At 45.8% G+C, this 22,306-nt stretch carries 19 protein-coding genes and 1 pseudogene; 5 read left to right on the forward strand and 15 right to left on the reverse strand.

Annotated elements, in window-relative coordinates:
• Positions 1 to 7: 7 nt before the first annotated feature.
• The 5 genes from KB554_RS12350 to KB554_RS12370 form a co-directional block, all read right to left on the reverse strand.
• A complete protein-coding gene (locus KB554_RS12350) occupies positions 8 to 319 on the reverse strand; it encodes a DUF4134 domain-containing protein (RefSeq protein ID WP_008645602.1) in 312 nt (103 codons plus the stop codon).
• A 198-nt stretch (positions 320 to 517) separates the two neighbouring features.
• Positions 518 to 1,246 (reverse strand): hypothetical protein, encoded by a 729-nt coding sequence (locus KB554_RS12355; RefSeq protein WP_008645601.1) that lies wholly within the window; start codon positions 1,244 to 1,246, stop codon positions 518 to 520.
• Between the two features lie 21 nt (positions 1,247 to 1,267).
• Positions 1,268 to 1,615: a DUF3408 domain-containing protein gene (locus KB554_RS12360; RefSeq protein ID WP_008645600.1), complete on the reverse strand. Its 348-nt coding sequence runs from the start codon at positions 1,613 to 1,615 to the stop codon at positions 1,268 to 1,270.
• Between the two features lie 2 nt (positions 1,616 to 1,617).
• Positions 1,618 to 2,058 carry a DUF3408 domain-containing protein gene (locus KB554_RS12365; RefSeq protein ID WP_005944168.1) on the reverse strand — a complete coding sequence of 147 codons (441 nt, stop codon included), beginning with the start codon at positions 2,056 to 2,058 and terminating at the stop codon, positions 1,618 to 1,620.
• Positions 2,059 to 2,060: 2 nt separating this feature from the next.
• Positions 2,061 to 3,110 carry a ParA family protein gene (locus KB554_RS12370; protein ID WP_008645599.1) on the reverse strand — a complete coding sequence of 350 codons (1,050 nt, stop codon included), beginning with the start codon at positions 3,108 to 3,110 and terminating at the stop codon, positions 2,061 to 2,063.
• A gap of 422 nt (positions 3,111 to 3,532) precedes the next feature.
• Here KB554_RS12370 and mobA point away from each other — a divergent pair, with 422 nt between their 5' ends.
• Genes mobA through mobC form a run of 3 tightly spaced genes read left to right on the forward strand, consistent with a single transcriptional unit; the run spans position 3,533 to position 7,229 of the window.
• Positions 3,533 to 3,958: a conjugal transfer protein MobA gene (gene mobA / locus KB554_RS12375; RefSeq protein ID WP_005944180.1), complete on the forward strand. Its 426-nt coding sequence runs from the start codon at positions 3,533 to 3,535 to the stop codon at positions 3,956 to 3,958.
• Entirely contained in the window at positions 3,937 to 5,187 is a 1,251-nt protein-coding gene (gene mobB / locus KB554_RS12380) for a conjugal transfer protein MobB (RefSeq protein ID WP_008645598.1), read from the forward strand. The genes mobA and mobB overlap by 22 nt, the downstream gene beginning before the upstream one ends.
• A 32-nt stretch (positions 5,188 to 5,219) precedes the next feature.
• Positions 5,220 to 7,229 (forward strand): conjugal transfer protein MobC, encoded by a 2,010-nt coding sequence (gene mobC / locus KB554_RS12385; protein ID WP_008645597.1) that lies wholly within the window; start codon positions 5,220 to 5,222, stop codon positions 7,227 to 7,229.
• Between the two features lie 113 nt (positions 7,230 to 7,342).
• Here mobC and KB554_RS12390 read toward each other — a convergent pair whose 3' ends face one another.
• The 8 genes from KB554_RS12390 to erm(F) all read right to left on the reverse strand — a co-directional run bounded on the left by KB554_RS12390 (position 7,343) and on the right by erm(F) (position 19,113).
• On the reverse strand, positions 7,343 to 9,337 hold the full coding sequence (locus tag KB554_RS12390; RefSeq protein ID WP_008645594.1) for an ATP-binding protein: 1,995 nt from the start codon (positions 9,335 to 9,337) through the stop codon (positions 7,343 to 7,345).
• Positions 9,338 to 9,339: 2 nt separating this feature from the next.
• Positions 9,340 to 10,797 carry an ATP-binding protein gene (locus tag KB554_RS12395; RefSeq protein WP_008645592.1) on the reverse strand — a complete coding sequence of 486 codons (1,458 nt, stop codon included), beginning with the start codon at positions 10,795 to 10,797 and terminating at the stop codon, positions 9,340 to 9,342.
• Between the two features lie 149 nt (positions 10,798 to 10,946).
• On the reverse strand, positions 10,947 to 11,564 hold the full coding sequence (locus tag KB554_RS12400) for an RteC domain-containing protein (RefSeq protein WP_008645591.1): 618 nt from the start codon (positions 11,562 to 11,564) through the stop codon (positions 10,947 to 10,949).
• Between the two features lie 210 nt (positions 11,565 to 11,774).
• A complete protein-coding gene (locus KB554_RS12405) occupies positions 11,775 to 12,188 on the reverse strand; it encodes a dihydrofolate reductase family protein (RefSeq protein WP_008655868.1) in 414 nt (137 codons plus the stop codon).
• Positions 12,189 to 12,467: 279 nt separating this feature from the next.
• Positions 12,468 to 13,790, reverse strand: coding sequence for a sigma-54 dependent transcriptional regulator (locus KB554_RS12410; RefSeq protein ID WP_008645588.1), 1,323 nt, complete (start codon positions 13,788 to 13,790; stop codon positions 12,468 to 12,470).
• On the reverse strand, positions 13,783 to 16,101 hold the full coding sequence (locus KB554_RS12415; protein WP_008645587.1) for an ATP-binding protein: 2,319 nt from the start codon (positions 16,099 to 16,101) through the stop codon (positions 13,783 to 13,785). The genes KB554_RS12410 and KB554_RS12415 overlap by 8 nt, the downstream gene beginning before the upstream one ends.
• A complete protein-coding gene (gene tet / locus KB554_RS12420; RefSeq protein ID WP_008645586.1) occupies positions 16,101 to 18,026 on the reverse strand; it encodes a tetracycline resistance ribosomal protection protein in 1,926 nt (641 codons plus the stop codon). Before tet ends, KB554_RS12415 begins: the two co-directional genes overlap by 1 nt.
• Before the next feature lie 286 nt (positions 18,027 to 18,312).
• Positions 18,313 to 19,113: a 23S rRNA (adenine(2058)-N(6))-methyltransferase Erm(F) gene (erm(F), locus tag KB554_RS12425; protein ID WP_004295323.1), complete on the reverse strand. Its 801-nt coding sequence runs from the start codon at positions 19,111 to 19,113 to the stop codon at positions 18,313 to 18,315.
• 39 nt (positions 19,114 to 19,152) lie between these two features.
• Between erm(F) and KB554_RS12430 the strand changes: the two genes are divergently transcribed.
• Positions 19,153 to 20,133, forward strand: coding sequence for an IS982-like element IS1187 family transposase (locus tag KB554_RS12430; RefSeq protein WP_032536584.1), 981 nt, complete (start codon positions 19,153 to 19,155; stop codon positions 20,131 to 20,133).
• A 474-nt stretch (positions 20,134 to 20,607) separates the two neighbouring features.
• Here the strand turns inward: KB554_RS12430 and KB554_RS12435 are convergent, their stop codons facing one another.
• Together KB554_RS12435 and KB554_RS12440 are read right to left on the reverse strand one after the other, a co-directional pair.
• The gene (locus KB554_RS12435; protein WP_007366527.1) at positions 20,608 to 21,465 is read right to left on the reverse strand and encodes a GNAT family N-acetyltransferase; all 858 of its coding nucleotides are present in this window, start codon (positions 21,463 to 21,465) and stop codon (positions 20,608 to 20,610) included.
• A gap of 11 nt (positions 21,466 to 21,476) precedes the next feature.
• Complete coding sequence (locus tag KB554_RS12440) at positions 21,477 to 21,854, reverse strand: nuclear transport factor 2 family protein (RefSeq protein ID WP_007366528.1); 378 nt, start codon at positions 21,852 to 21,854, stop codon at positions 21,477 to 21,479.
• A gap of 139 nt (positions 21,855 to 21,993) precedes the next feature.
• On the opposite strand from KB554_RS12440, the pseudogene KB554_RS12445 reads away from it, so the two are divergent.
• Positions 21,994 to 22,251 (forward strand): annotated as a pseudogene (locus KB554_RS12445) (DUF418 domain-containing protein); the annotation flags it as partial.
• Between the last annotated feature and the right edge of the window lie 55 nt (positions 22,252 to 22,306).

Raw genomic sequence — 22,306 nt, forward strand, 5'->3', positions numbered from 1 at the left:
TTGTTTATTAAAGGAAGAATGAGCGCAGGATGGTGGCGGCGACAATCAGGAAGATGCACGCCCCGAACCACGAGGCGGCAGTCTTGGAGGTGTCGGGATCGCCGGACGAGAATTTCCCGTACACTTTCACGCCCCCGATAAGCCCGACTACCGCGCCGATGGCGTAGATGAGTTTCGTGCCGGGGTCGAAATACGAACTCACCATAGAGGTGGCTTCGTTGATGCCCGCGATGCCGTTTCCCTGCGCGAAGGCGGAGGCGGTTGCGGCAATAAGAAGTGCCGCAGATAGGATAAGTTTCTGTCTGTTGTTCTTGTTCATAAACTGTTCTTGTTTTGTGCCGTCAAAAGGGTGGATGGTCCTTTATCGGGCGGTTGATACTCGGTTACTTTTCTTTGGTTTAGTGGGCTGCCCGTTTGTTTCTACGGACTTGGGTGTGTCCGTTGCGGACCGGACGTGCCTTGCGCTTCCTCGCCGCATGGGTGTAATTTTACATTTTCATTACCATTTCTTTTTTCGTTATACATAGTCGCGGATGTCGAAGTCCTCAATATTGTCCGGGACGACAAAATCCTTTTTCGGCTTCTTCAGCCGGATTTCGATAAGCCCCTTGATGCGGATGCTCATTTCGGACGAGCCGGTCATCAGCTTCTCGTACAGCTCCGTCCCTTCCATGTCGGTGAAGACCTTTGCCGCCCGCTCCCGTTCCGTCGCTGTCGCTTCCGGTTTTTTGGCGGTTCTGACCGCATCGTCTATCTCGTCGAAACTGCTTCCCGATGCCCTCGGCGCGTCGGGCGTTTCTTCCTCCGGCTCGTCCTCCCCGAACTCCAGTTCCGAAGGCGTGAGGCTCGTGAAGGTTTCGTCGAGTTTATCCTCCGGGACTTGTGCGGGACGGGACACGGTTTCCGTGTTTCCGTCGTCAAAAGTAGCCTCTTCCTCCGTCAGCTCAATGCCTTTTTCCGAAGTGGCGGCTTCTTGCGTCGGTATGGCAGCGGTTGTCCGGGTCGGTGCCATCCTGAAACGGCTCTTGCCGATGATGTCCGGGGTGTCTGCGGGCGGTGTTTCCCTTACTGTTTCGGGCTTTGCCGCAGTGCCGCCCAACGACCGCCACAGTCCGGCTATGCTTCTGAGGAAGCGGACAAGTCTGGTTTCCATGATCCTGTCATAAAGGAGCAGGAACAGAAACCACAGGTTGCAGCCGACCGATACGGTCAGCAGAATATCAGTCATGCTTATTGTTTCACTCATGCACGTTCTCTTTTTTGAGGGTTAAAATACTGCGTCGTAATTCCGGGCGTAAAGGCTCTTTATCGCCTCCTCGCACTGGTTGAAGTGGTGCGTAAGCACATGGTCGATGTAGGCGGACAGCGACAGCCGGTCGTGCCCGATCACACGGGTGATGCGCATGATGCGGTCGTGGTACTCCGGGCGCACATACGCCATCTTTCCCTCGCGTGCCTTCACTTCGGCTTCACGGATGAACAGCCGTTCATAGTCCTTCTCACCGCATTTGCCGCCTAACGGCACGGGGGACAGGATTTCCACACTCGCCTGCACTTGGGCAAGCATACCGCCGCCGTCATGCTGCGGACTTCTGTTTTTCCGGTTCTTTTCCATATTCAAATCAAGTCTTCACGTTGTTTCTTGTACAGTTCGTTTATTTTCTCCTTGTGCTGTTCCAGATGTTGGCGCAGCACGGTGTCCACGTAGCCGCCTACCGAGATTTCACGCCCGGCGATGTCGTTCACGATTTTGAGAATCTTGCTGTGGACGTCACGGCTGATATAGACGCACTGGCGCGTCTTTATCTCGTTGCGGCGGAGGAACAGCCCGGAATAGTCGTCCTCCTGCCGTTTGCGGCGGACGGTGTCCCTCTGCGGTTTTTCCTTTGCCGTGTATTGCACGGGCGGCGGTTCCGTCTCAGGGACGCTTTCTTCTTCGGGAGCAGGCGCGGGCGGCTCCTGCGCGTGGTACAGGGTCCCGTCCTGCCTGCGTCTGCCGATGGAGGCTATCAACAGTTCCTCGTCAATGCCTTCGGTGTTCACTTTCCTGCTGCCCATGATTATTGAGGTCTGATGATACGGCTTATCTCTTCCGAGAACTCACGGATGCCGCTTCCTTTCAGCAGGGACGCATCCATCGGGAAGATAGTCGAGCGGAACACGCTCTTGCGCTCTTCCGAGAGGTCGCGCCGGAACTTCTTGCTGTCGGGCAGGCGGGTGGACAGCACCGGCAGCCCCATCTCGGCGATCACATCCTCATACAGGTCGTAAAGCCCGTTCTTCTCCCTGCCGTCCACCATCGTCCAGAACAGGTACAGCCCTTTTGTTTTCGCCTGTCCCGTCGTCATGAGGTTGTCACGGAACATCACGGCGAATTGCAGGGTGCTTTCCACGACAAAACGGTCGGCACTCATGGGCGCGAAGATGTAGTCCATCTGCGAGAGGGTCTTGACCACGCCGTTGCTTTTCAGGGTTCCCGGCATGTCGAAGAACACGACGTCGGGTTTCACCTCTTCTGCGGCAAGCATCCTTTCGGCGTCATCGAGGGCGTCAAGGGCGTCGCTTGCGATGACCGGATAGGCGTTCTTCCTTATCTTGCGGAAGTGGTCACACGCGAGTGCCTTGAAATAGAGGCTCCCGCCGATAAGTCCCGTTTCACGTTCACGCAACCCGTGTATGCTGTGCTGTGGGGCGTCGCAGTCTATGACGGCGACATTGTGTCCTTTCACGTTGTGGAGGTAGTTGGCGGCAAGTGCCGTGACGGTGGATTTGCCGATACCCCCTTTCTGTGTTGCGAATGCAACGAATGTTTCATTACTCATGGTTCTGTTGGTTTTAATGGTTGATGAATTGTTTTCCTGCTCCGATACGGAATCGGTGACATGTATATCCGCATCCGCGAATCTCCGCCCGTCCGGTTCGTCACGTATCCGCTTCAACGGTGAGGCAGGGATTCGGATAACTGGTGAATGACGACATTGCGTCATGAAGTCATTGAATCCGTGAATCACCGCGTCATTGGAAAGCCGGGTATCCGAAGGTTCGGGTATCCGGTCAGGCAAATAGCCGCCGAAGCGGTTTGCCGGGTATTTGAAAGCCTCATTTTTCATATCTTCAAATTGTTCGTTTCTTGAATCATGCTGCAAATAAACAAGGATATTTTGGAACCTGTACCACTTCCCCGGCAAGTGGCGGCATGTTGCGCCGGTTGGCACTGATTGTCCGGGTCAAGCCTCTGTCCGATACCGCTTTAAGGGCGTAACTTTGCACCCGAACGGCAGGGTTCGCCGCAGGTGGTGCAGCCCGGAGTTTGAAAGGCATTCCCCCAATCCGTCCCCGACGGATTTTTATGTTCGCCTGAACATAGCAAGATGTCTTTTCAGCCGCTCAAAACGTTTTGAGCAGCCACGAAAAGCACTTGCCCTTGCAGGGGGCGGGCTTCCTCTCCGAAGTCGGGAAGCCTTTCAAACCTGCGGTGTCTGTGCCAAGAAGCGGCGGCTTATGCCGTCCATCCGCTAAATCCAAAGTTTATATGAAAGAGAAAAGAAACAAGACCGGGAGAAATCCCAAACTTGACCCGGCGGTGTTCCGTTACACCGTCCGTTTCAACGAGGAGGAACACAACCGTTTCCTCGCCATGTTCGAGAAGTCGGGCGTTTACGCCAAGTCGGTTTTCATCAAGGCGCACTTCTTCGGGCAACCGTTCAGGGTGCTGAAAGTGGACAGGACGCTGGTGGATTACTACACCAGACTGTCCGATTTCCATGCGCAGTTCCGCGCGGTAGGCACGAACTACAACCAAGTCGTGAAGGAACTCAGGCTGCATTTTTCCGAGAAAAAGGCGATGGCGTTGCTCTACAAGCTGGAGCAACAGACCGTCGAACTCGTGAAACTGAGCCGTCAGATTGTGGAACTTTCAAGGGAAATGGAGGCGAAATGGTCGCAAAAATCAGTGTAGGAAAGTCGTTGTACGGCGCGCTTGCCTACAACGGGGAAAAGATCAACGGGGCGAAAGGGCGGCTGCTCACCACCAACCGCATCTACAATGACGGCACGGGGACGGTGGACATACGCAAGGCGATGGAAGGTTTTCTCGCCTGTATGCCGGAGCATACGAGGGTGGAGAAACCGGTACTCCATATCTCGCTCAACCCGCATCCCGACGACGTGCTGACAGATACGGAATTGCAGGACATCGCACGCGAGTATCTGGAGAAACTCGGCTACGGGAACCAGCCGTACCTTGTTGTCAAGCACGAGGACATAGACCGTCACCACCTGCACATCGTGACAATCAATGTGGACGAGAAAGGCAGGCGGCTCAATCAGGATTTCCTCTTCCGCCGCAGCGACCGCATCCGCAGGGAACTGGAACGGAAGTACGGGCTGCACCCGGCGGAGCGTAAGAACCTACGGCTGGAAAATCCGCTGCGCAAGGTGGACGCTTCGGCGGGCGACGTGAAGAGGCAGGTCGGAAATACCGTCAAGGCTCTGAGTGGACAGTACCGTTTCCGGACGATGGGCGAATATCGCGCCCTCCTATCCTTATATAATATGACGGTGGAGGAAGCGCGGGGAAACGTGCGCGGGCGTGAGTATCACGGGCTGGTCTATTCCGTCACCGATGATGCCGGGAACAAGACTGGCAACCCGTTCAAGTCCTCGCTTTTCGGGAAGTCCGCAGGCTATGAAGCCGTGCAGAAGAAGTTTGCCCGTTCCAAACAGGAGATTAAGGACCGGAAACTCGCCGACATGACGAAACGCACCGTGCTTTCCGTGCTTGAAGGCACGTATGACAAGGAGAAGTTCGTTTCGCGGCTCAAGGAAAAGGGCATCGACACCGTACTGCGCTACACGGAGGAAGGGCGCATCTACGGAGCCACGTTCATAGACCACCGAACGGGCTGCGTGCTGAACGGCTCGCGCATGGGCAAGGAACTTTCCGCCAACGCCTTGCAGGAACACTTTACGCTGCCTTATGCCGGACAGCCGCCGATTCCGCTGTCCGTTCCGGTGGAAACAGAAGAGGATATGCGCGGACAGACCGCATCCGACCACGAGAACACGGCGGGCGGTGTCGGTCTGCTCACTCCCGAAGGTCCGGCTGTGGATGCCGAGGAGGAAGCCTTTATCCGGGCGATGCAGCGCAAGAGGAAAAAGAAGAGGCGCAAGGGCTTGGGAATGTAACCGTAAGTATCAACATCAAAATTTTTCAATCTATGTCACAACAAGAAGACGATTTGAGGGCATTGGCGAAAATCATGGATTTTCTGCGTGCCGTGAGTATTATTTTAGTGGTCATGAACGTGTACTGGTTCTGCTATGAAGCCATACGGCTCTGGGGCGTGGACATCGGCGTAGTGGACAGAATCCTGATGAACTTCAACCGCACGGCGGGGCTGTTCCATTCCATCCTCTACACGAAACTGTTCGCCGTCCTCCTGCTTGCCCTGTCCTGTCTGGGGACGAAGGGCGTCAAGGGAGAGAAAATCACTTGGGGAAGGATCTGGACGGCACTTGCCGCAGGGTTCGTGTTGTTCTTCCTCAACTGGTGGATACTGGCATTGCCGCTGCCGGTTGAAGCGGTGACGGGACTTTACGCGCTGACCGTAGGCACGGGCTATGTCTGCCTGCTGATGGGCGGTCTGTGGATGAGCCGCCTGTTGAAACACAACCTTATGGATGACGTGTTCAACAACGAGAACGAGAGCTTCATGCAGGAAACACGGCTCATCGAAAGCGAGTATTCGGTCAATCTGCCCACCCGCTTTTATTATAGGAAACGTTGGAACAACGGCTGGATCAACGTGGTGAACCCATTCCGCGCCTCCATCGTGCTGGGTACGCCGGGCAGCGGAAAGTCATACGCGGTGGTAAACAGTTTCATCAAGCAGCAGATTGAGAAGGGCTTCTCGATGTATGTCTATGATTTCAAATTCAGTGACTTGTCCACGATAGCCTATAATCATCTGCTCAACCACCCGGAGGGATACAAGGTGAAGCCGAAGTTCTACGTGATAAACTTCGACGACCCGCGACGCAGCCACCGTTGCAATCCCATTCACCCAGATTTCATGGAGGACATTACGGACGCTTACGAGAGCGCGTACACCATCATGCTCAATTTAAACAAGAGTTGGGTGCAGAAGCAGGGCGACTTCTTTGTGGAATCGCCCATCATCCTTTTCGCGGCTATCATCTGGTATCTTAAAATTTTTCAGAACGGCAAGTATTGCACGTTCCCCCATGCCATCGAGTTCCTGAACCGCCGTTACGAGGATATTTTCCCGATTCTGACCTCTTATCCCGAACTGGAGAACTATCTCTCGCCATTCATGGACGCGTGGCTCGGAGGGGCTGCGGAGCAGTTAATGGGGCAGATTGCTTCGGCGAAAATTCCGCTGTCACGCATGATTTCCCCGCAGCTCTATTGGGTAATGTCGGACAGCGAGTTCACGCTGGACATCAACAATCCCGAAGAACCGAAAATTCTCTGCGTGGGCAACAATCCCGACCGACAGAACATATACGGGGCGGCTCTCGGTCTGTATAATTCCCGTATCGTTAAACTTATCAACAAGAAAGGGATGCTGAAGTCGTCGGTCATCATAGACGAGCTGCCGACGATATACTTCAAGGGGCTGGACAACCTTATCGCCACCGCGCGAAGCAACAAGGTTGCCGTGTGTCTGGGTTTTCAGGATTTCAGCCAGTTGGTGCGTGACTATGGGGACCGCGAGGCGAAAGTGGTGATGAACACGGTCGGCAATATCTTCTCCGGGCAGGTGGTGGGCGAAACAGCCAAGACGCTCTCGGAGCGGTTCGGAAAGGTGCTTCAAAAGCGGCAGTCCATCTCCATCAACCGGCAGGATGTTTCCACCTCCATCAACACGCAGATGGACGCGCTTATCCCGCCGAGCAAAATTTCCGGCTTGACGCAGGGGATGTTCGTCGGTTCGGTGTCCGACAACTTCAACGAGCGTATCAAGCAGAAGATTTTCCACTGTGAGATTGTCGTGGATGCCGAGAAAATGAAGCGCGAGGAGAAAGCCTACAAGCCGATACCCGTCATTACCGACTTCGCGGACGCGAACGGCAACGACTGCATGAAGGAAATGGTGAAGGCGAATTACAGGCGCATCAAGGAGGAGGTGAAACAGATTGTCGCCGACGAGTTGGAGCGCATCGCTGGTGACGAGAATCTGAAACATCTGTTGCAACAGAAATAATATATAACAACAAGATGTATCAGACTCCCGTTTTGAGAATTACTCCTGCTACAGCTATCTGTGACAGGAGTAATTTGTAATTCTTTATATTGAGCATTATGACTATATTAAGTTCAACTAACCATTGCGGCCGTGTTATTTGAAACTTCATTCATTACCTCATTTAATGATTGGGATTTAGATAAAGTGGCTCTTTCTATTTTGAGCTTATCAAGCAAATATTTCAGCCTACGTTCCACCTCATTTGTTATTTCACTCCATTTTTTTACATAGAGGCTATAATTACTGTCATTTTGGACTAAACCAGTAAGCTTATTTATGACCCTTCGACCTACAATATCATCATAGTCTTGTCCTATCAAAATGAAAGTCCAGAACTCATTAGCATCATTAAAACAATCTTGTTTTAGAATAACATCCATATATTGTTCTAATTGATTTAACTGTTCTGATTTTAATTGTTTTATAGTTGTCGGATTTTTGATTTCCACAACTATATTATGAGGTCTCCCATCCCTAAAATCAGTACCAGTAAGAAATAAATCCATTTCTTTGTATTTATTAGGGTGAGCAATATATTTTTTCTCGCTAACTCCACGCAGAATATAAATGTATTTTCTTAAAGCCTCTTCAAATTTGACCTCTTCCGCACATACCATTCTATATTCTTCGCCAAAAATCCAATAGTGTTTTTCTATGAACGACTGCAAATCACGAACTTCATTGGCTTGTAAAGTATGATTAAAAACAATCTTTTTTAGATTCTCCAGTGTCAGCAATCTGTCTGAAATAAGCTTAATCGTGGAAACGACTTGTTTTAACCTCGTTATTTCTAATATTTTTGCAAATTCTTTCCTATCGTTCGAGTCTAATTCAACAACTGCATCTAAAATCTTAAACAGACTATCGCGCTCACCGCTATCCATCACCAAATTTAGAAGTTCTAAGAAAACTCTTTTTTGTTCTTTGTTCAACTTCATGAAAACAGCAGGTTCTACTTCGTATAGTTCCTTTACGAAGTTTTCCAAACCTTCTCTACGCACTATATCCCAATCTTCAGTACCAAATTTAGGGAAAACATCTTCATTCTTATATTTGGTTACCATAACTTCTGCTTGCTCCTTTAGGAATGGGCGTCTTTTCTTTTTGAGAAACTCATTGAGTTGCGTAATTAGTTCCTTAAATAATTTTCTATCAGCAGAATTATCAAACAATTTAGGTTGAATAGCATTATCGTCTAATTCGTTATCACAATTGATTTCATTGAAGAAATCATCAATCACAATTACAGAATGCCAAAAATTATCTCCTTTTTTATTTAATAATGTCGTTTTGGTAAATTTTAACTCCAAGTCATTATTCAAGAAGTAAAATCGAGAATATTCATCATTCATCTTTACATTCCATCGGATATACTTGCATTGAAAGTTGATGTTATTTTTCTGGTTATGTGATAATATCGGTGATATTGATTCTTGTTCTGCTATTATAGAAGAATAATCTAATTCTTGCCCATTGATGTATATTTGATATTCGGATTTCAATTCTAAAAACCACGCAAATTCAGCCTTTAGATAAGGGATAAGAGTCTTCGTTATAAACAAACTGGAAATATCAGAAGAAATCTCATTAAAAACGACACAAGTACCTGTTGTTGTGTCATCAGATACAAGTGGCTCTGTTGTAGTGTAGTCTTTTAAAGTATCGCTATCAATTCTAATGTCATAAGACATTATTTGTGCATCTTTACTATAGCGTGTTTCCCAATTAGCAAATCTCGCAAATTTATAGAAAGTAAAACGACCATAACCGTTTTTTCCTCTTGTAAATTCAGTATTATTCTCGTTGGCTATTCTCTTTTGAGACTCATAGAATTTTTTGAATTTTATAGGTAATTCTTCATAGCAGATGCCTGTACCATTGTCTGTTATTCTAATATTTTTGATTGTGTCCAATTCTGCATTGTCAATTTCAAAATCAATATTTACAACGGTTGCTTTTGCATCAAATCCATTCCATACATATTCGGCAATAGCTCGCTCTGGAGTATATTTATTCAATATTTTCCTAATGCCAGCAGATGTTATTTCTACAGTTTGCGAGTTCATGACTATTTATTTTTAATTAAATCCAGACCTTTCTCCGTAAGACGGTATTTCTGTCGCGGGTGTTTCGGCTTTTCCGGATAAATCGGTTCTACTAAATCCAACCTTATTGCAGGATACAGATAAAGCTCCAGAAAATTGCTTTTGTCCTTCAATCCTATCATTTCCATAACATCTTTTGTCGATAGTGTCTGATTCCCGATTGCAGACAGAACTTTTCCCACTTGCGGGGTAACTGTCGGGTAACTATCGGGCGACTGTGGGGTGACTGTCGGGTATGACCCGACTGCTTTCCGGGTATAGCGGAAAACGACCCATACGCTGTTTCCGTCCGTGTGAAATTCGGGGTCCGGAATGCCGACACGCCGGCACTCGCTTATCATAAGCCCGATGCCCCGTCCCCAACTTTCCAAGACCTCGCTTTTATACAGCACGTTTGCTATGATTAGATTTTGCGGTTCTGAATTATGCCCGCTTAACAGTTTTTCCATTGTTATATCCGGCGGAAATGTCCCGCTGTTCTCTATTTCCACACGGTCGTCATAGATGGCGATTCCCACCGAACTGCCGGGACGGTGGTACAGGCGGTGGCACAACGCATTTGTGCAGCACTCTCTCAATGCCTTGTACGGGATTTCCAGTTCTTCCTCACGGTACAGCCCTTCTATCTTACCGGAAAGTGACAGATGTTTGAAAAAGAACGCCATTGCAGCATCCAGCAGCGCGTAGATATTCCCAGTGACACGTTGATTGTCTATAAACTCGTCTTTCGTCGTGCCTTTGAAACGCGCCAGACGGAGCAGGCATTGGGGATAATAATAAAAATCATGACCGAACAGCACTGCTGAAGCATTGTTAAGTTTCCCGTCATGCAACAGACTGAATTTTTCGAGAATGGTCGGCAAGTCTTCCCTTATGGTTGCTTCAGGTAAACGACCGCTTCTGATTCCCCCGCGAACAGCACTAATGACGGCATGTTCGTCAAGGTCGGATATTTTAAGGTCAGGATTTGCTATTGCCTCCCAAGCGTATTTCCCGCCCCGCTGTATCAGATATTGGTTATATATCTCCTGCGGCATGATGGATGTCGCGCTTTCCACCCGCAGGTAAGCCCGTCCTTTGTAAGAGAACGGACGCATATATCTTTGTTCTTCCGCAGACAGTGCGATGACACTTTTGCCAGTGTCTGGTATTTCAGTATAAGAAACTTCAACTGTGGCAAACGGCTCGATACGCCGGATCGCGTCCGCTATATCCCGCTTGGTTTTGTCGCTCACGTCTTGTCCGATGATTTTTCCCTTGTCGGTGACACCGAACAATACCGTGCCGCCTTCGCCGTTAAGGAAGGCGCAAAGCGTTTCCATGCCGCGCTCCAACTGTCCGGTGGTTTCCTTGAACTCCACCCGTCCGCATTCTTTTTCGGCTATCAACCGTTTTATTATGTCGAGGTTGTCTATGCTCATATACAATTCTGTAACGTGGGTACAAAGATAGTGCTTTTCGCTGGTTTTCGGGCGAATAGATAACGAAATGTATCTACACAGCAGGACAAAACCTACAAAAAATCAGAGAATGACATAACGTCACCCCCTGATTCATCATTGGTACAGGATTATTTTCTCAAACGTTCCATTTCCTCGTCGCGGAGCATCCTCTCGTTCAGTTTCTCCTGCATCCTGTCAAGGAAGTAAGTGCGGCTTTCGTTTTTCCGGCGTTTGATGTCGATATAGAAACGGTAGCAGTCCTTTGATTCGATACCGAAAATCTTGTAGAGGAGCGGGGCGAGCTGTTTGAGCGGCATGTTGCCGTTGTTGATGCAGCCCATCTCGTTGATGCCGTAGATAAGTTCCACGAGGTCGATGGCGTTGCCCGTCCATTGCAGGGGTGAGGCGGGATTTTCGGTTGTGTTGTCGGAGGATGTACGGATGGGGATTAGTGGTGGCACTTGGGGAGCGGCAAGGAACTTCTGCATCTTCCTCACTAAAGAGAGTGCCTTGCTGATATAGGCTGCAACCTCCCTCTTTTCTTCGGGAAGATTGCGCATGGGATGGTGCTGCAACTCGATTTCGATGTAAGCCAGTGCGATGATGGTGCGGTTGGTGTCCACATTGCCGCTGCATAGCTCGATTACTTGCGTGGCGAAAGCCGTATATGCCGTTTCCATATTGCAGTCCCCGGCTTCGTTTATACGGCGGAAGAACTCGGTTTCCGCCAATAAGAAATAATTCATATCCTGTCAATTTTGAAATTTTACACTCTGTTTTTCGGTATGCGCACATGAATATGATTGGCAAAAAGCGTGTTCATAAAATAAAAAATCCGGCACACTCTCTGCAAGGTGCTGGATTTCAGTGTGATAATTTTGCAATTTATTTGTCTGTCAGGAATTATTTTCGACTTAAAGTGTTCATTTCCTGAACATTCGTCCATTTTCCGGACATCAAACGCACGCTTTATAGATATGGCGGACCACTCCGTTGCGGTACACCTTCTGCGAGGTCAGCGTCCATTGTTCCTGTGGCAAGGCGGACTGGAAGAAACGCTTTCCCGTTCCGGCAATGAAAGGAAGCGTATAAAGTATGATTTCATCCACCACACGCATACGTAACAGCCCATTGATGTAGTCCGCCTTTTCAGGAGTGACTTCCGCCAGATAGCAGATGTCTGTTGCGGATTTCCGCCATTCGTCGAGCATAGAGATGGAATAGTCGGGTGTGATATGATAAAGGGCGTTTTCCCTTATCTCGTTGATACCGCAATCTTCAAGGCGCAGTTCCTTATACGCTTTGCAATATAACTCGGAGCTTTGACAACCGTCCATCGTGAGGACGGCAAGAATCTGTACTTTACCCATTAGCGTTTCCTTTCGTTGGGCAAGGGCAAAAAAGTAGCGTGCAATCCACGCTATCACTAATGGAGGCTCTGGAATGCCCTTAACAGGAATAGGTGAATGCACGCTATGCGTAGGCATAGCATAAGCAATCACGCAATAGTTCCTGTTAATGTTAATTTTCCAGATTCCCATTAGGACGCCTTGCGGTCTTATGTTATATATAGGCGGCAAAAGGCTCTGCCAATCGCCGTTACCTTCTGATATGTCATGCAAAGATAGCCATTTTCAGCGAATTGCGGGCTATGGTTGCTCAAATTTATACTTCAATCCATATTCTTCCAGTTTATTATAGAGTGTTGTCCTGCCTATTCCAAGCAATTCGGCAGCGACCTTCCGGTTCCCGTCAGCCTGCTTCAAAGCACGCAGAATCCGCTCTTTATCTTCCTCGTCGTTGCGTAGGGAGAAGCCGGTAACAGAGGTTGTTTCGGTTATCCCAAGTTCCAGATGCTCTTTTGTGACAAGTCCCGTCTGAGCCTGCAACACCGCACCCATGATTTTCTGTCGAAGTTCGCGCACGTTGCCCGGCCATGAATGGGTCAGCAACGCTTTCCGTGCTTCGGAACTGAAACCGCTAACCTTGCACTCCAATTCCTTATTGGCAATCTCACGGAAGAACTCCGCCAGCGGCATGATGTCCTCCTGACAGTCACGTAAGGGCAGAACGGTTATTTCAAAGTCATGTAGGCGGTATAACAAATCCTGCCGGAAACGCTTTTCATTGACCGCCTTTTCCAGATTCTCGTTGGTGGCGGCGATGATGCGGACGTTGAAACTGCGGTCGGACTTGTCGCCAACGGGACGGAACCGCCGTTCCTGTATGGCACGGAGTAACATCTGTTGAGTTTCTGGTGCGAGATTACCCACTTCGTCTAAAAACAATGTGCCGCCTTCCGCCTCGTGGAAATAGCCTTTCTTTGTGTTTTCAGCACCAGTGAACGCTCCTTTGACGTGTCCGAAGAACGCCGATGGTGCAAGCTCTTTGGTGAGTGAGCCGCAGTCCACCGCCACGAAAGGCTTGCCTGAACGCTTGCTTTTATCGTGCAGTAGATGGGCAATATGCTCTTTGCCAGTACCGTTCTCCCCGAATATCAGTACGCTCATGTCGGTAGGAGCTACCAGCCTTATCCGGTGCATGATTTTCTGAAAGGCTGAACCGTCACGGGCAAATACGGGCATGCGGCTTCGCCCGATATTCCGCTCTTTCAGTATGGTGCGGAGCAAAGGCACGAGTTTGTCCTCCACGAGTTGCTTGGGTATGTAGTCCAGCGAACCGAGTTTCATGCTTTCAACCGCCGTATGTACTTCGGCATAGTCGGTCATGATGATGAACGGCTGCGTCATGCCTTCTTTGCGCATCCAGCGCAATAGGTCGATGCCGTCACCGTCAGGCAAACGCAAATCAGAAACTACTATATCATTGTCAGTGGCTTGTTGCAGAAGTTTCTTCGCTGTCGAGAGGTGGAAAGCCTGCACGGTACGGAATTTCTCCCGTGCCAGCAGGTTGCAGACAAACTCGCAATATACGATGTTGTCCTCCACCACGATGATTTTTGTTTTATCCATTTTCGTATTTTCTCCTTTCTTCTTTTGCCAGCCGGATTATCTCCGAACCCTTATCCAATACGGCAGTCACGGCGTTGTTCAATGCTTCATAATCGGGAACGGCACTCCCATGAAGCTGTTTATAAAGTTCCCTTAATGGTTGGTCGGCACGCAGTATCTCCCACGAACTATGTAGGTGGTGTGTCAGGGCGTCCAGTTCTTGAAAGTCTTTCCGTTGTTCCGCATCCCTGACCGACTGCATTTCCTTTTCGGTTTCCGCTATCAGTTTATCCAACATGACGGATTCATTGCCGTAAGACAGTAGGGAGGAGAAATCAGGCTTTTCATTTTGTTTACCTTTCATGGCGCACTTGTCGGAAACTTCCATCAGCTCCGATATGGAAAACGGCTTGAGAAGGCAATCGGAAAATCCACGTTCTAAAAGTTCCTCTCTGTTGCAACTGCCCGAAGCGGTTGTTACAATAATCGGAATGATCCTTGAATTGCCCACATTGGAGGTGCGTAGCAGTTCCAACAGCTCGAAGCCGTTTATATCCGGCATATTCAAATCGGTCAGAAGCAGACTGTATTCTTTCCGGCGTATCATTTCCATCAGTTCCGCAACATCGGTGCAAGTGTCGCAATGTATCCCTTCTTGTGCATACATTTCTTTCAGCATTAGGAGAAGTACCTTGTCATTGTCGATGGCAACAATATCATGGAGTGTTCGGTTATGATGAATCTGTGTTTTATTTATCCGTTCCGGCAATTCCTCGGCTGACTGCATGGGTATCTCCACCGTGAAACGGCTGCCCTTGCCTTTCTCGCTCTTCAGCTGGATTGTGCCGCCGAGCATTGTCACAATGCGCTGAACAATGGAAAGACCTAATCCGAAGCCGTCCTTTGCGGCAGCGTTTGACAAACGTTCAAACGCACCGAACACACGTTGCTGTTCCTCTTCGGTCATACCCGAACCCGTATCTTTGACGATAAGTTTCAGCATACCGTTATCATACCCCATTGTCAGAGAAACGGCACCGTTCTCAGTGAACTTGATGGCGTTTGACAGCAGGTTATTTCCAATTTGTAGAATGCGTTCCTTATCGGTCAGTACAACAGCATCCGTGTGATTCGTCACAGTAAGAGCAAGTCCCTTGTTTATGGCAATTGGCATAAACTCTGATTCGAGCGTATGCGCTATTGATGAAATCCTACACGTGGAGAAATTAGGCTGTTCCTTGCCGTCGTCCAGCCGGAAGAAACTCAGAAGAGTATTAAGCATTTCACGCATACGGTCGGAGGATTGCTGAATATTTCGGATATACATCCCGGTTTTATCCGCATTGAAGTTTTTTTGTATCAGTCCGGCATAGCCCGTTATTGCAGTCAGCGGTGTGCGTAATTCATGGGTAATGGTATGTACGGCTTTCTTGCGGGAGGTTATCAGTGCCTCGTTTCGCTTTGCCATTTGTTGCAGTCGCTCGATTAAATCTGCGGTTTCCTGTTTATATCGCTTGATGCGGTTGGCATTTCGGTGTATGATGATATATGATATGACCAGTAGCAGTATAACGAACCCTGTCAAGCCCCCAATCTGAATGAACGACCGTTCCCGCATGGCTGTTATCTCGGCTTCCCGCTTTTGTAGGTCAGTTTGTACTTTCCCGTCTATTTGAACAACCAGTCCTTGCAGTTGCCTGTTAAGTTCCGCATTTCGTGCGGCAAGGCTATCGGCATGAACCGATAAGCGGCGGCTTTGTGCCTGTTGTTCGGTTCTCATATTCCGGTTAAAGGAACGGTGCATCGTGGTAGTCACAGTTGGTTTCGCTTCTTCCTTTTTGCCGAAGATGCCCAAGAAACCTTTGCGCTTGGACTTCTTGGGCTGTTCCTGTACACTCTTCTGCACGATTACAGGTACTTGACTGGTTATCTTATCGTTGATGGCTTGTTGTTGTTCAAGTATTTGAACGATTTGGCACATCTGCCGTTCCTTATCTTCGAGAAGATGGCGTACGCTGTCTATACGCTCTGCCGGATAGGTAGCTTTGAAACGGCAGAGCATACTATCCATTGCCATACGCTGTGCATGGTAATGTTCGATATCTTTATCGTTCCATTCCAGTATTGTTTCACCAAATAGAGAAAATTTTATCATTTGAATATTGATATTGTTTATCTCTTTTCGGAACTCGTCTATTTTTTTATTGTCAAGTTCTAATGCTTCTATCTCCTGCCATTCATAGAAGCTATTATATGCTATACATCCGATAAGAACGGAGATAAGTATATACCCCAACCGTATTGTCTTATAGAAATTCCTGGATCGTTCCATTATTTTGATGATACTGATTTTTCAAACATGAATAAAAGTTTATCCTTTTCTTCCATACGGGTATTATCAGAATAACCGCCTTTTGTTATTTGATACCCACACGGCTTAACCATAAAAGTGCCTAAGCCTTTAGTGTATGAACTTACTTCTGAAGCATAGTCTTTACTTGTATTTAATGGAACTTTCCCTTCAATAAGACACCACTCTTTATTACAACTGATACCTTTAATCTCAGACATCATTTTTTGCAGATCTGTAATAGCTTTGGAACTTGCTACTTGTGGTATCTGTAACTCAAAATAGAGCATCGGTTCGAGAATATCCACTCCTGATTGTTGCAAAGCCAACCTGAAGACATAAGGAGACAATTGTCTAAAATCGGCAGGGGTACTTATCGGACTATAATAAAGGGCATAAGTAAAGGTTACTTTCAAATCCGTCACTTCCCATCCATGCAATCCCGATTGGCAAGACATACGGATTCCTTCAAAAACGGCATTTTGAAAAGAATGGTTCAGATAACCAAAGGAGATTTCACTTTCGATTTGCACCCCTGACCCTATCGGTAAAGGTTCCAGAGTCAGTCCTATTGAGGCCCAGTAAGGGTTGGGAGGGACTTCGATATGGATAATCTTATTCACCTTCTTTTTAGGTCGTTCTTTGTAGATAGTCTTGATTTCATCAAAATGGGTCTTTACGGAGAATCGTTCTTCCAGCAATGTTTGTATGATTTCTTTTTGGGTTAAACCATATAACGAGATTTCCAATTCATCACTATATGAATTTATGGAAAAGGACAGAGACGGGTCTTCAATAAACAATACATTTAGAGCGGATATCAACTTGCTTCTCTCTTCGGGCTTGTCTGGTCGGACAGAAGATTTGAGGGCGGGATGCTGATGAGATAATCCTTGAATCAGACAAGGTTTAACACCTAAATAATCTCCGATTCTTAATTCTTCTATATCTTCTATAATTGCGATATCATTAGCAACCACTTCATCAACATTTATCTCTTTGCCCTGATAAATGGTTTTTAGATTTTTAATCTTGATGAATTTTTCCGAATCATTGACTTTTATAACGGTTCGAAGTCTCAGACTTCCGTCAATAATTTTTAGAAAACTTCTTTTATGCCCTTTGGGGGCATGTTCTATTTTATAAAGATAAGCTGAAAGTCTATTTGGGACTGATGCCGGAGGAAATATAAAAGAAATGATGGCGTCTAACAACTCATTGATGCCAATATTGCACATTGCTGATCCATGCAAGACCGGATAGGCTTTGGCTTTTGCCACAAGAGCGATTATCGCATTCCAATAATCTGCCGGTAAGATTTCTTTATCCGCCAAATATAGTTCTAATATATCGTCGTCATGGTTGCATACAAATTCTTTGTGTTCTGCCCTTATATCTGTTGAGGTGCAAATCGGGTAAACTACTCCATCGACAACCGTTTGCATAAACAAGACGTCTTGCGACAGATTTGTTTTTATGTCCAGATATAAACGCTCAAGATTTACGCCGGCACGATCAATCTTATTGATAAATATAATTGTCGGGATTTGCAGTTTTTGCAAAGTCTTGAACAGCAACTTTGTTTGTGCTTGTATGCCTTCCTTTGCCGATAATATGAGGACTGCTCCATCAAGCATTTTGAATGTCCGCTCCACCTCTGCAATAAAATCCATGTGTCCCGGAGTGTCAATGATATTGCATTTCACACCATTCCAAACAATAGATGTCGTAGAAGCCCGAATAGTAATTCCTCTACGTTTTTCTATATCCATAGAGTCTGTTATGGTGTCACCTTTATCAACACTGCCGCGCTTTTCCGTTGCTCCGCAGGCAAATAGCAGATTTTCGGTTACGGAAGTTTTTCCTGCATCAATGTGAGCAAGAATTCCTAAATTTATAATGTTCATTTGATTAAGCAATAATATACTACAATAGATGCATTGCCGAAACGCACCTTTTAATACCTCCTCGTAGCATGTGGAAAACTACAGGATTCTTAACTCGTATTAATATGTATATTATTACTGCCGCATAATTGAACGCAAATTTACGAAAAAAAAGTTCCCTGACAAAAGCACAAAGAACTTTTTTAATCTATACGTATTTTTATTTGGTATTATTAATTTGTTATGCGGCAGCTTAAAAGACGACACCAAACCAGAAAAATCATCTTGACAACCACCCGACTTTGAACTACGAAGGATGAAATTTTTCAGGGACAACTTCCAGCATTTCCAAAAAACAGTTTACCCATTGACTTGGAGACAAACAAACAATTTGAGCATTAAGGTTTAAACCGAATTTTTCCGAAATTGACCTGACCTGACTTTTCCTGAAAATCGACTTTAAAGCTGTTTTTACAGATAAATCAGGTTTCTCTAACAGACAGGAAATAAATGCTAAGTATTTGGCTTTAAACTTAAAATCAAAAAATAACTGTTTTCTTTTAATGTTTAACAGGGCTGATTTGACAGTTGGCGGTGGAAAGAAACTTTCAGGACCTACCTCATAGACAAGTTTCAAATCAAAAAAAGTATGATAGAAAACGGTATATGGATTGTAAAGCTTCCTCGAAAATAACTTTTGTGTAGGTTCTAACTGAAGGACAATGGAACCTCCCAGAAAATTTCCAAGACTCTCAAACATCAGGATTTTGAAAATATCGGAAGTAATGCCATAAGGAATATTTGACACCACTTTGAAAGGAAATTTCGGAACTGCAAAATTCCTAAAATCACAACCGACAACTTGAACATTTCGGGCATCAGAAAATAATTTTCGTAAATGTTCAACCAAAGCTGTGTCGTTTTCAATAGCAACAACATTGTTGGCGATTTTTAATAAATGAACAGTAAGAAACCCCTTGCCTGCCCCAATATCTAAAACCGTATCCTGATTACTTATATTTGCTTGTCTTATTGCATCTTTTATTAGCACTTTATCAATAGTAAAGTGCTGACCCGTAAAACGAACGGGCAATTTCTTTTTTGTCATTAGTAAACCCGTTGGCGGAATTAATTTAAGTTGATAAATATGAGTAAAAAGTTGTACATGTCGCTGATTTTTAGTAACTTAGTGGTGATTAAAACATTAAGTTCAAACCATCGTATGTACAACCTTTATGCAAAATTCGTCAAAATACTTGAGATATGCAAGCAATTCTCTGAAAATCTCGTCAATGATTCGGGTAATGTTCCACGTCGTGGTCCTGTTCCCAAGTTTTCGGATTTGGAAGTGGTGGCGCTATCCCTGACGGCAGAGACCGAGAGCATTGATAGTGAGAAGTGGTTGTTCGACTATAAATTGCAAGAATACAAGGACAGCATTCCCAATCTCATATCAAGGAGACAGTTCAATGACCGCAGGAAGAAAACGTCAGGCCTGTGTGAGGAACTGCGCAAGCGGATTGCCATGGAAATGGATGGCGGAGAGGAACAATTCTTTGTTGACTCCAAGCCGATAGAGGTCTGTAGGGTTGCAAGAGGAAAACGTTGCAAGATGGGGCGTGCCGGCAATTTCTCGCAAGCTCCCGACTTCGGCTTCTGTGCTTCGCAGAACACGTATTATTTTGGTTATAAGTTACACGCTCTCTGTGGGTTAAGTGGAGTTATCCATTCCTATGATCTGTCAAAGGCAAGTGTGGCTGACCTCCATTATATGAAGGATGTAAAACATACTTATCACGACTGTAGCATCTATGGTGACAAAGGGTATATTGGAGCTGACGTACAGCTTGACTTGTTCGAAACCGCACACATAAGACTGGAGTGTCCGTATCGGCTCAACCAAAAGGATTGGAAACCGACATTCATTCCGTTTGCAAAGGCAAGAAAGAGGATTGAGACAATATTCTCACAACTTACAGACCAGTTCTTGGTCATCAGGAACTACGCGAAAATAACGAATGGTTTGTTTGCCAGAATCATTGGCAAAATTAGTGCACTTACCATTCTGCAATACGTAAACTTCATTAACGACAAGCCCATTGGCAGAATTAAGTATGCACTAAATTAATTCCGCCAACAGGTTTAGTAACTTCTTACAGGTGAATACTTGAATTCAAATCGTGGAGAAGTGAATAGACAGTATTACCCGACAGAGCAACTATGACAACGTAACGCCTTTACAAAAAAGTCGGTACACGAAACCCATAGACTAATTGTCTTGACCTAAAAGAGATTGGAATTTTCAGGACTGCCTATCACTTAGATAGAAGTCCAAGGTCTGCTGAAATACATAATTCAAAAATTGAAATTGCTTGACTGCAAATTTAGTAACTTTGCTTGACAAATTAACGAGAAAGAAGAGAAAATGAAAACCGACCGCATAACATCACCTATACGCAAGCAGGGCTTTCGTGCTTCGTAGGACAGTTAAGTGGTAAATTTAAAGTTCAGTTCTTCGTAGGAAGTTCAGTGGTTAAAATCCCTGCCTGCGTATAGCTGAGAACCGTTATTTGATGATGAGGGCTATTCATATAAATGTAGGTTAAATTTTTCTGACCATTTCAAACTGTTGTCCTTTTGGGGTAAGTCCTAATGATGACAAGAAACCAGTGACTGATTCACAATCGCAATCAACATTAGTAAATTTGAGTACATCGCTTTGAAAATGACTGACAGCACTTTTAAGCAAGGACTTACCTATTCCTTTACGCCGGTAATCTTTTGCAACTGCGAGGGATGAAATATCGCCTGATGCCGGTTCAAAGATAACAAATCCGACAAGTTCTTCTCTTTCATAAGCTCCCAATATGTCCAAATTGTCGATTCCGCGTTCCAGTGAAGCCCTGTCATTTTGCCATGAAGGATGAAAATCGAACCAGGCCGTTTGGTTAAGGCAGTTTTTTAAATCCGATGGGAGTATGCGACATGCGGTATGGTTTACTTGCAATACAGGAACAATATCGCTCAGTTTGGCAGAGTAGTAGTTGAAATTTCTCTGTGTTTCAAAGCCTAATTTGCGATATATTTTTATTGCTTTGTGATTGTGTTGCAAAACTTCCAGTACATATTGCCGAACTCCTTGTTGATATATCAATTCGAGGCTGAAAGTGAATATTTTTTGGGTTAGGTGTAATCCCCGGAATGAAGGTACGGTTCCCGTCCCTGTGTCATAGGCCGTCAAGATGTTGTTGTACATGCCTGTTCCGTTAAACACAAAAGAAATCAGCCGTCCTTCGAAAAATGCTCCGAAAGATAGTTGTGGATTGTATCCTCGTCGGTCGAGCATGCGTCGCAATTCATCCGCATTCAAAGAGAAATCATAATCTTTGAATGCGGATGAGAATGCCGCATACAAATCTTTGAAAGAAACGGACTCTAAAGAATGAATGATGATTCCCATATCGGACGGTGTTATGTGTTTGGATTTTTATCACTATTCTCTACGGTTAAACCGTGCTGTTTGAGAAAGCTGAGCTTATCCCAATAACCTCTTTGGAAAACGATTTTATCGTTTTGCACATGGAAGAATCCGCATCCTCGCAACCCGAGCGGATCTTTCCATTCCATGATAGCCCATTCTCCATCCTCGAATATATGCTCAACAATACAAACCATTTTTGAGGTTGCAAATTCATTTACAAACATTTTATGGATAGCTGTTTTTCCTATAACCGGGGTGTTTGCGACTTGATGGTTTATGGCATCCTGAGCGTATAAGTTTGCCAAAGCGACTGCATCGGCGGCGTTGAAGCAGTCAATCCATTCTTGTAGTATCTCTTTTGGCGTCATATTTTTCGTATCTTTTATTCTTTAATATTTAATTGTTGCTTTTTCCTCTATAAGTTAGAATTAGACATTTTTTCTAATTCCTTTTGAAATGATCATCAAAAACAAAATTAGTATTTTTTTCTGTTTTACTGATGATTCTGTAGAAATATTCTCGTTCATATTATTGTGTCATAAGGAACGTGTCAAAAAAGCGGTTTCCACATTACAGCTTTATGGTAAAATGAGTTTAACCAACTACATAACGCAATCTGTTGTCGGTACTGTTATCTATTTCCCATTCGTATTCTATTTAGCCCCTTATTGTGGGTATGCAGCAAGTTATCTTATCGAATTCACTCTCTTTGGGAGTCAAATATGGTTGTGCAAATGGTGGCTGACAAAACATAAACAAGGTTAGTTGGAATGTTTTTGGTATAATGTTTATAAACATAAATCAAGAAAGAATAAATAAA

The organism is Alistipes sp. Marseille-P2263 (assembly GCF_018101075.1).
Taxonomy (GTDB): domain Bacteria; phylum Bacteroidota; class Bacteroidia; order Bacteroidales; family Rikenellaceae; genus Alistipes; species Alistipes dispar.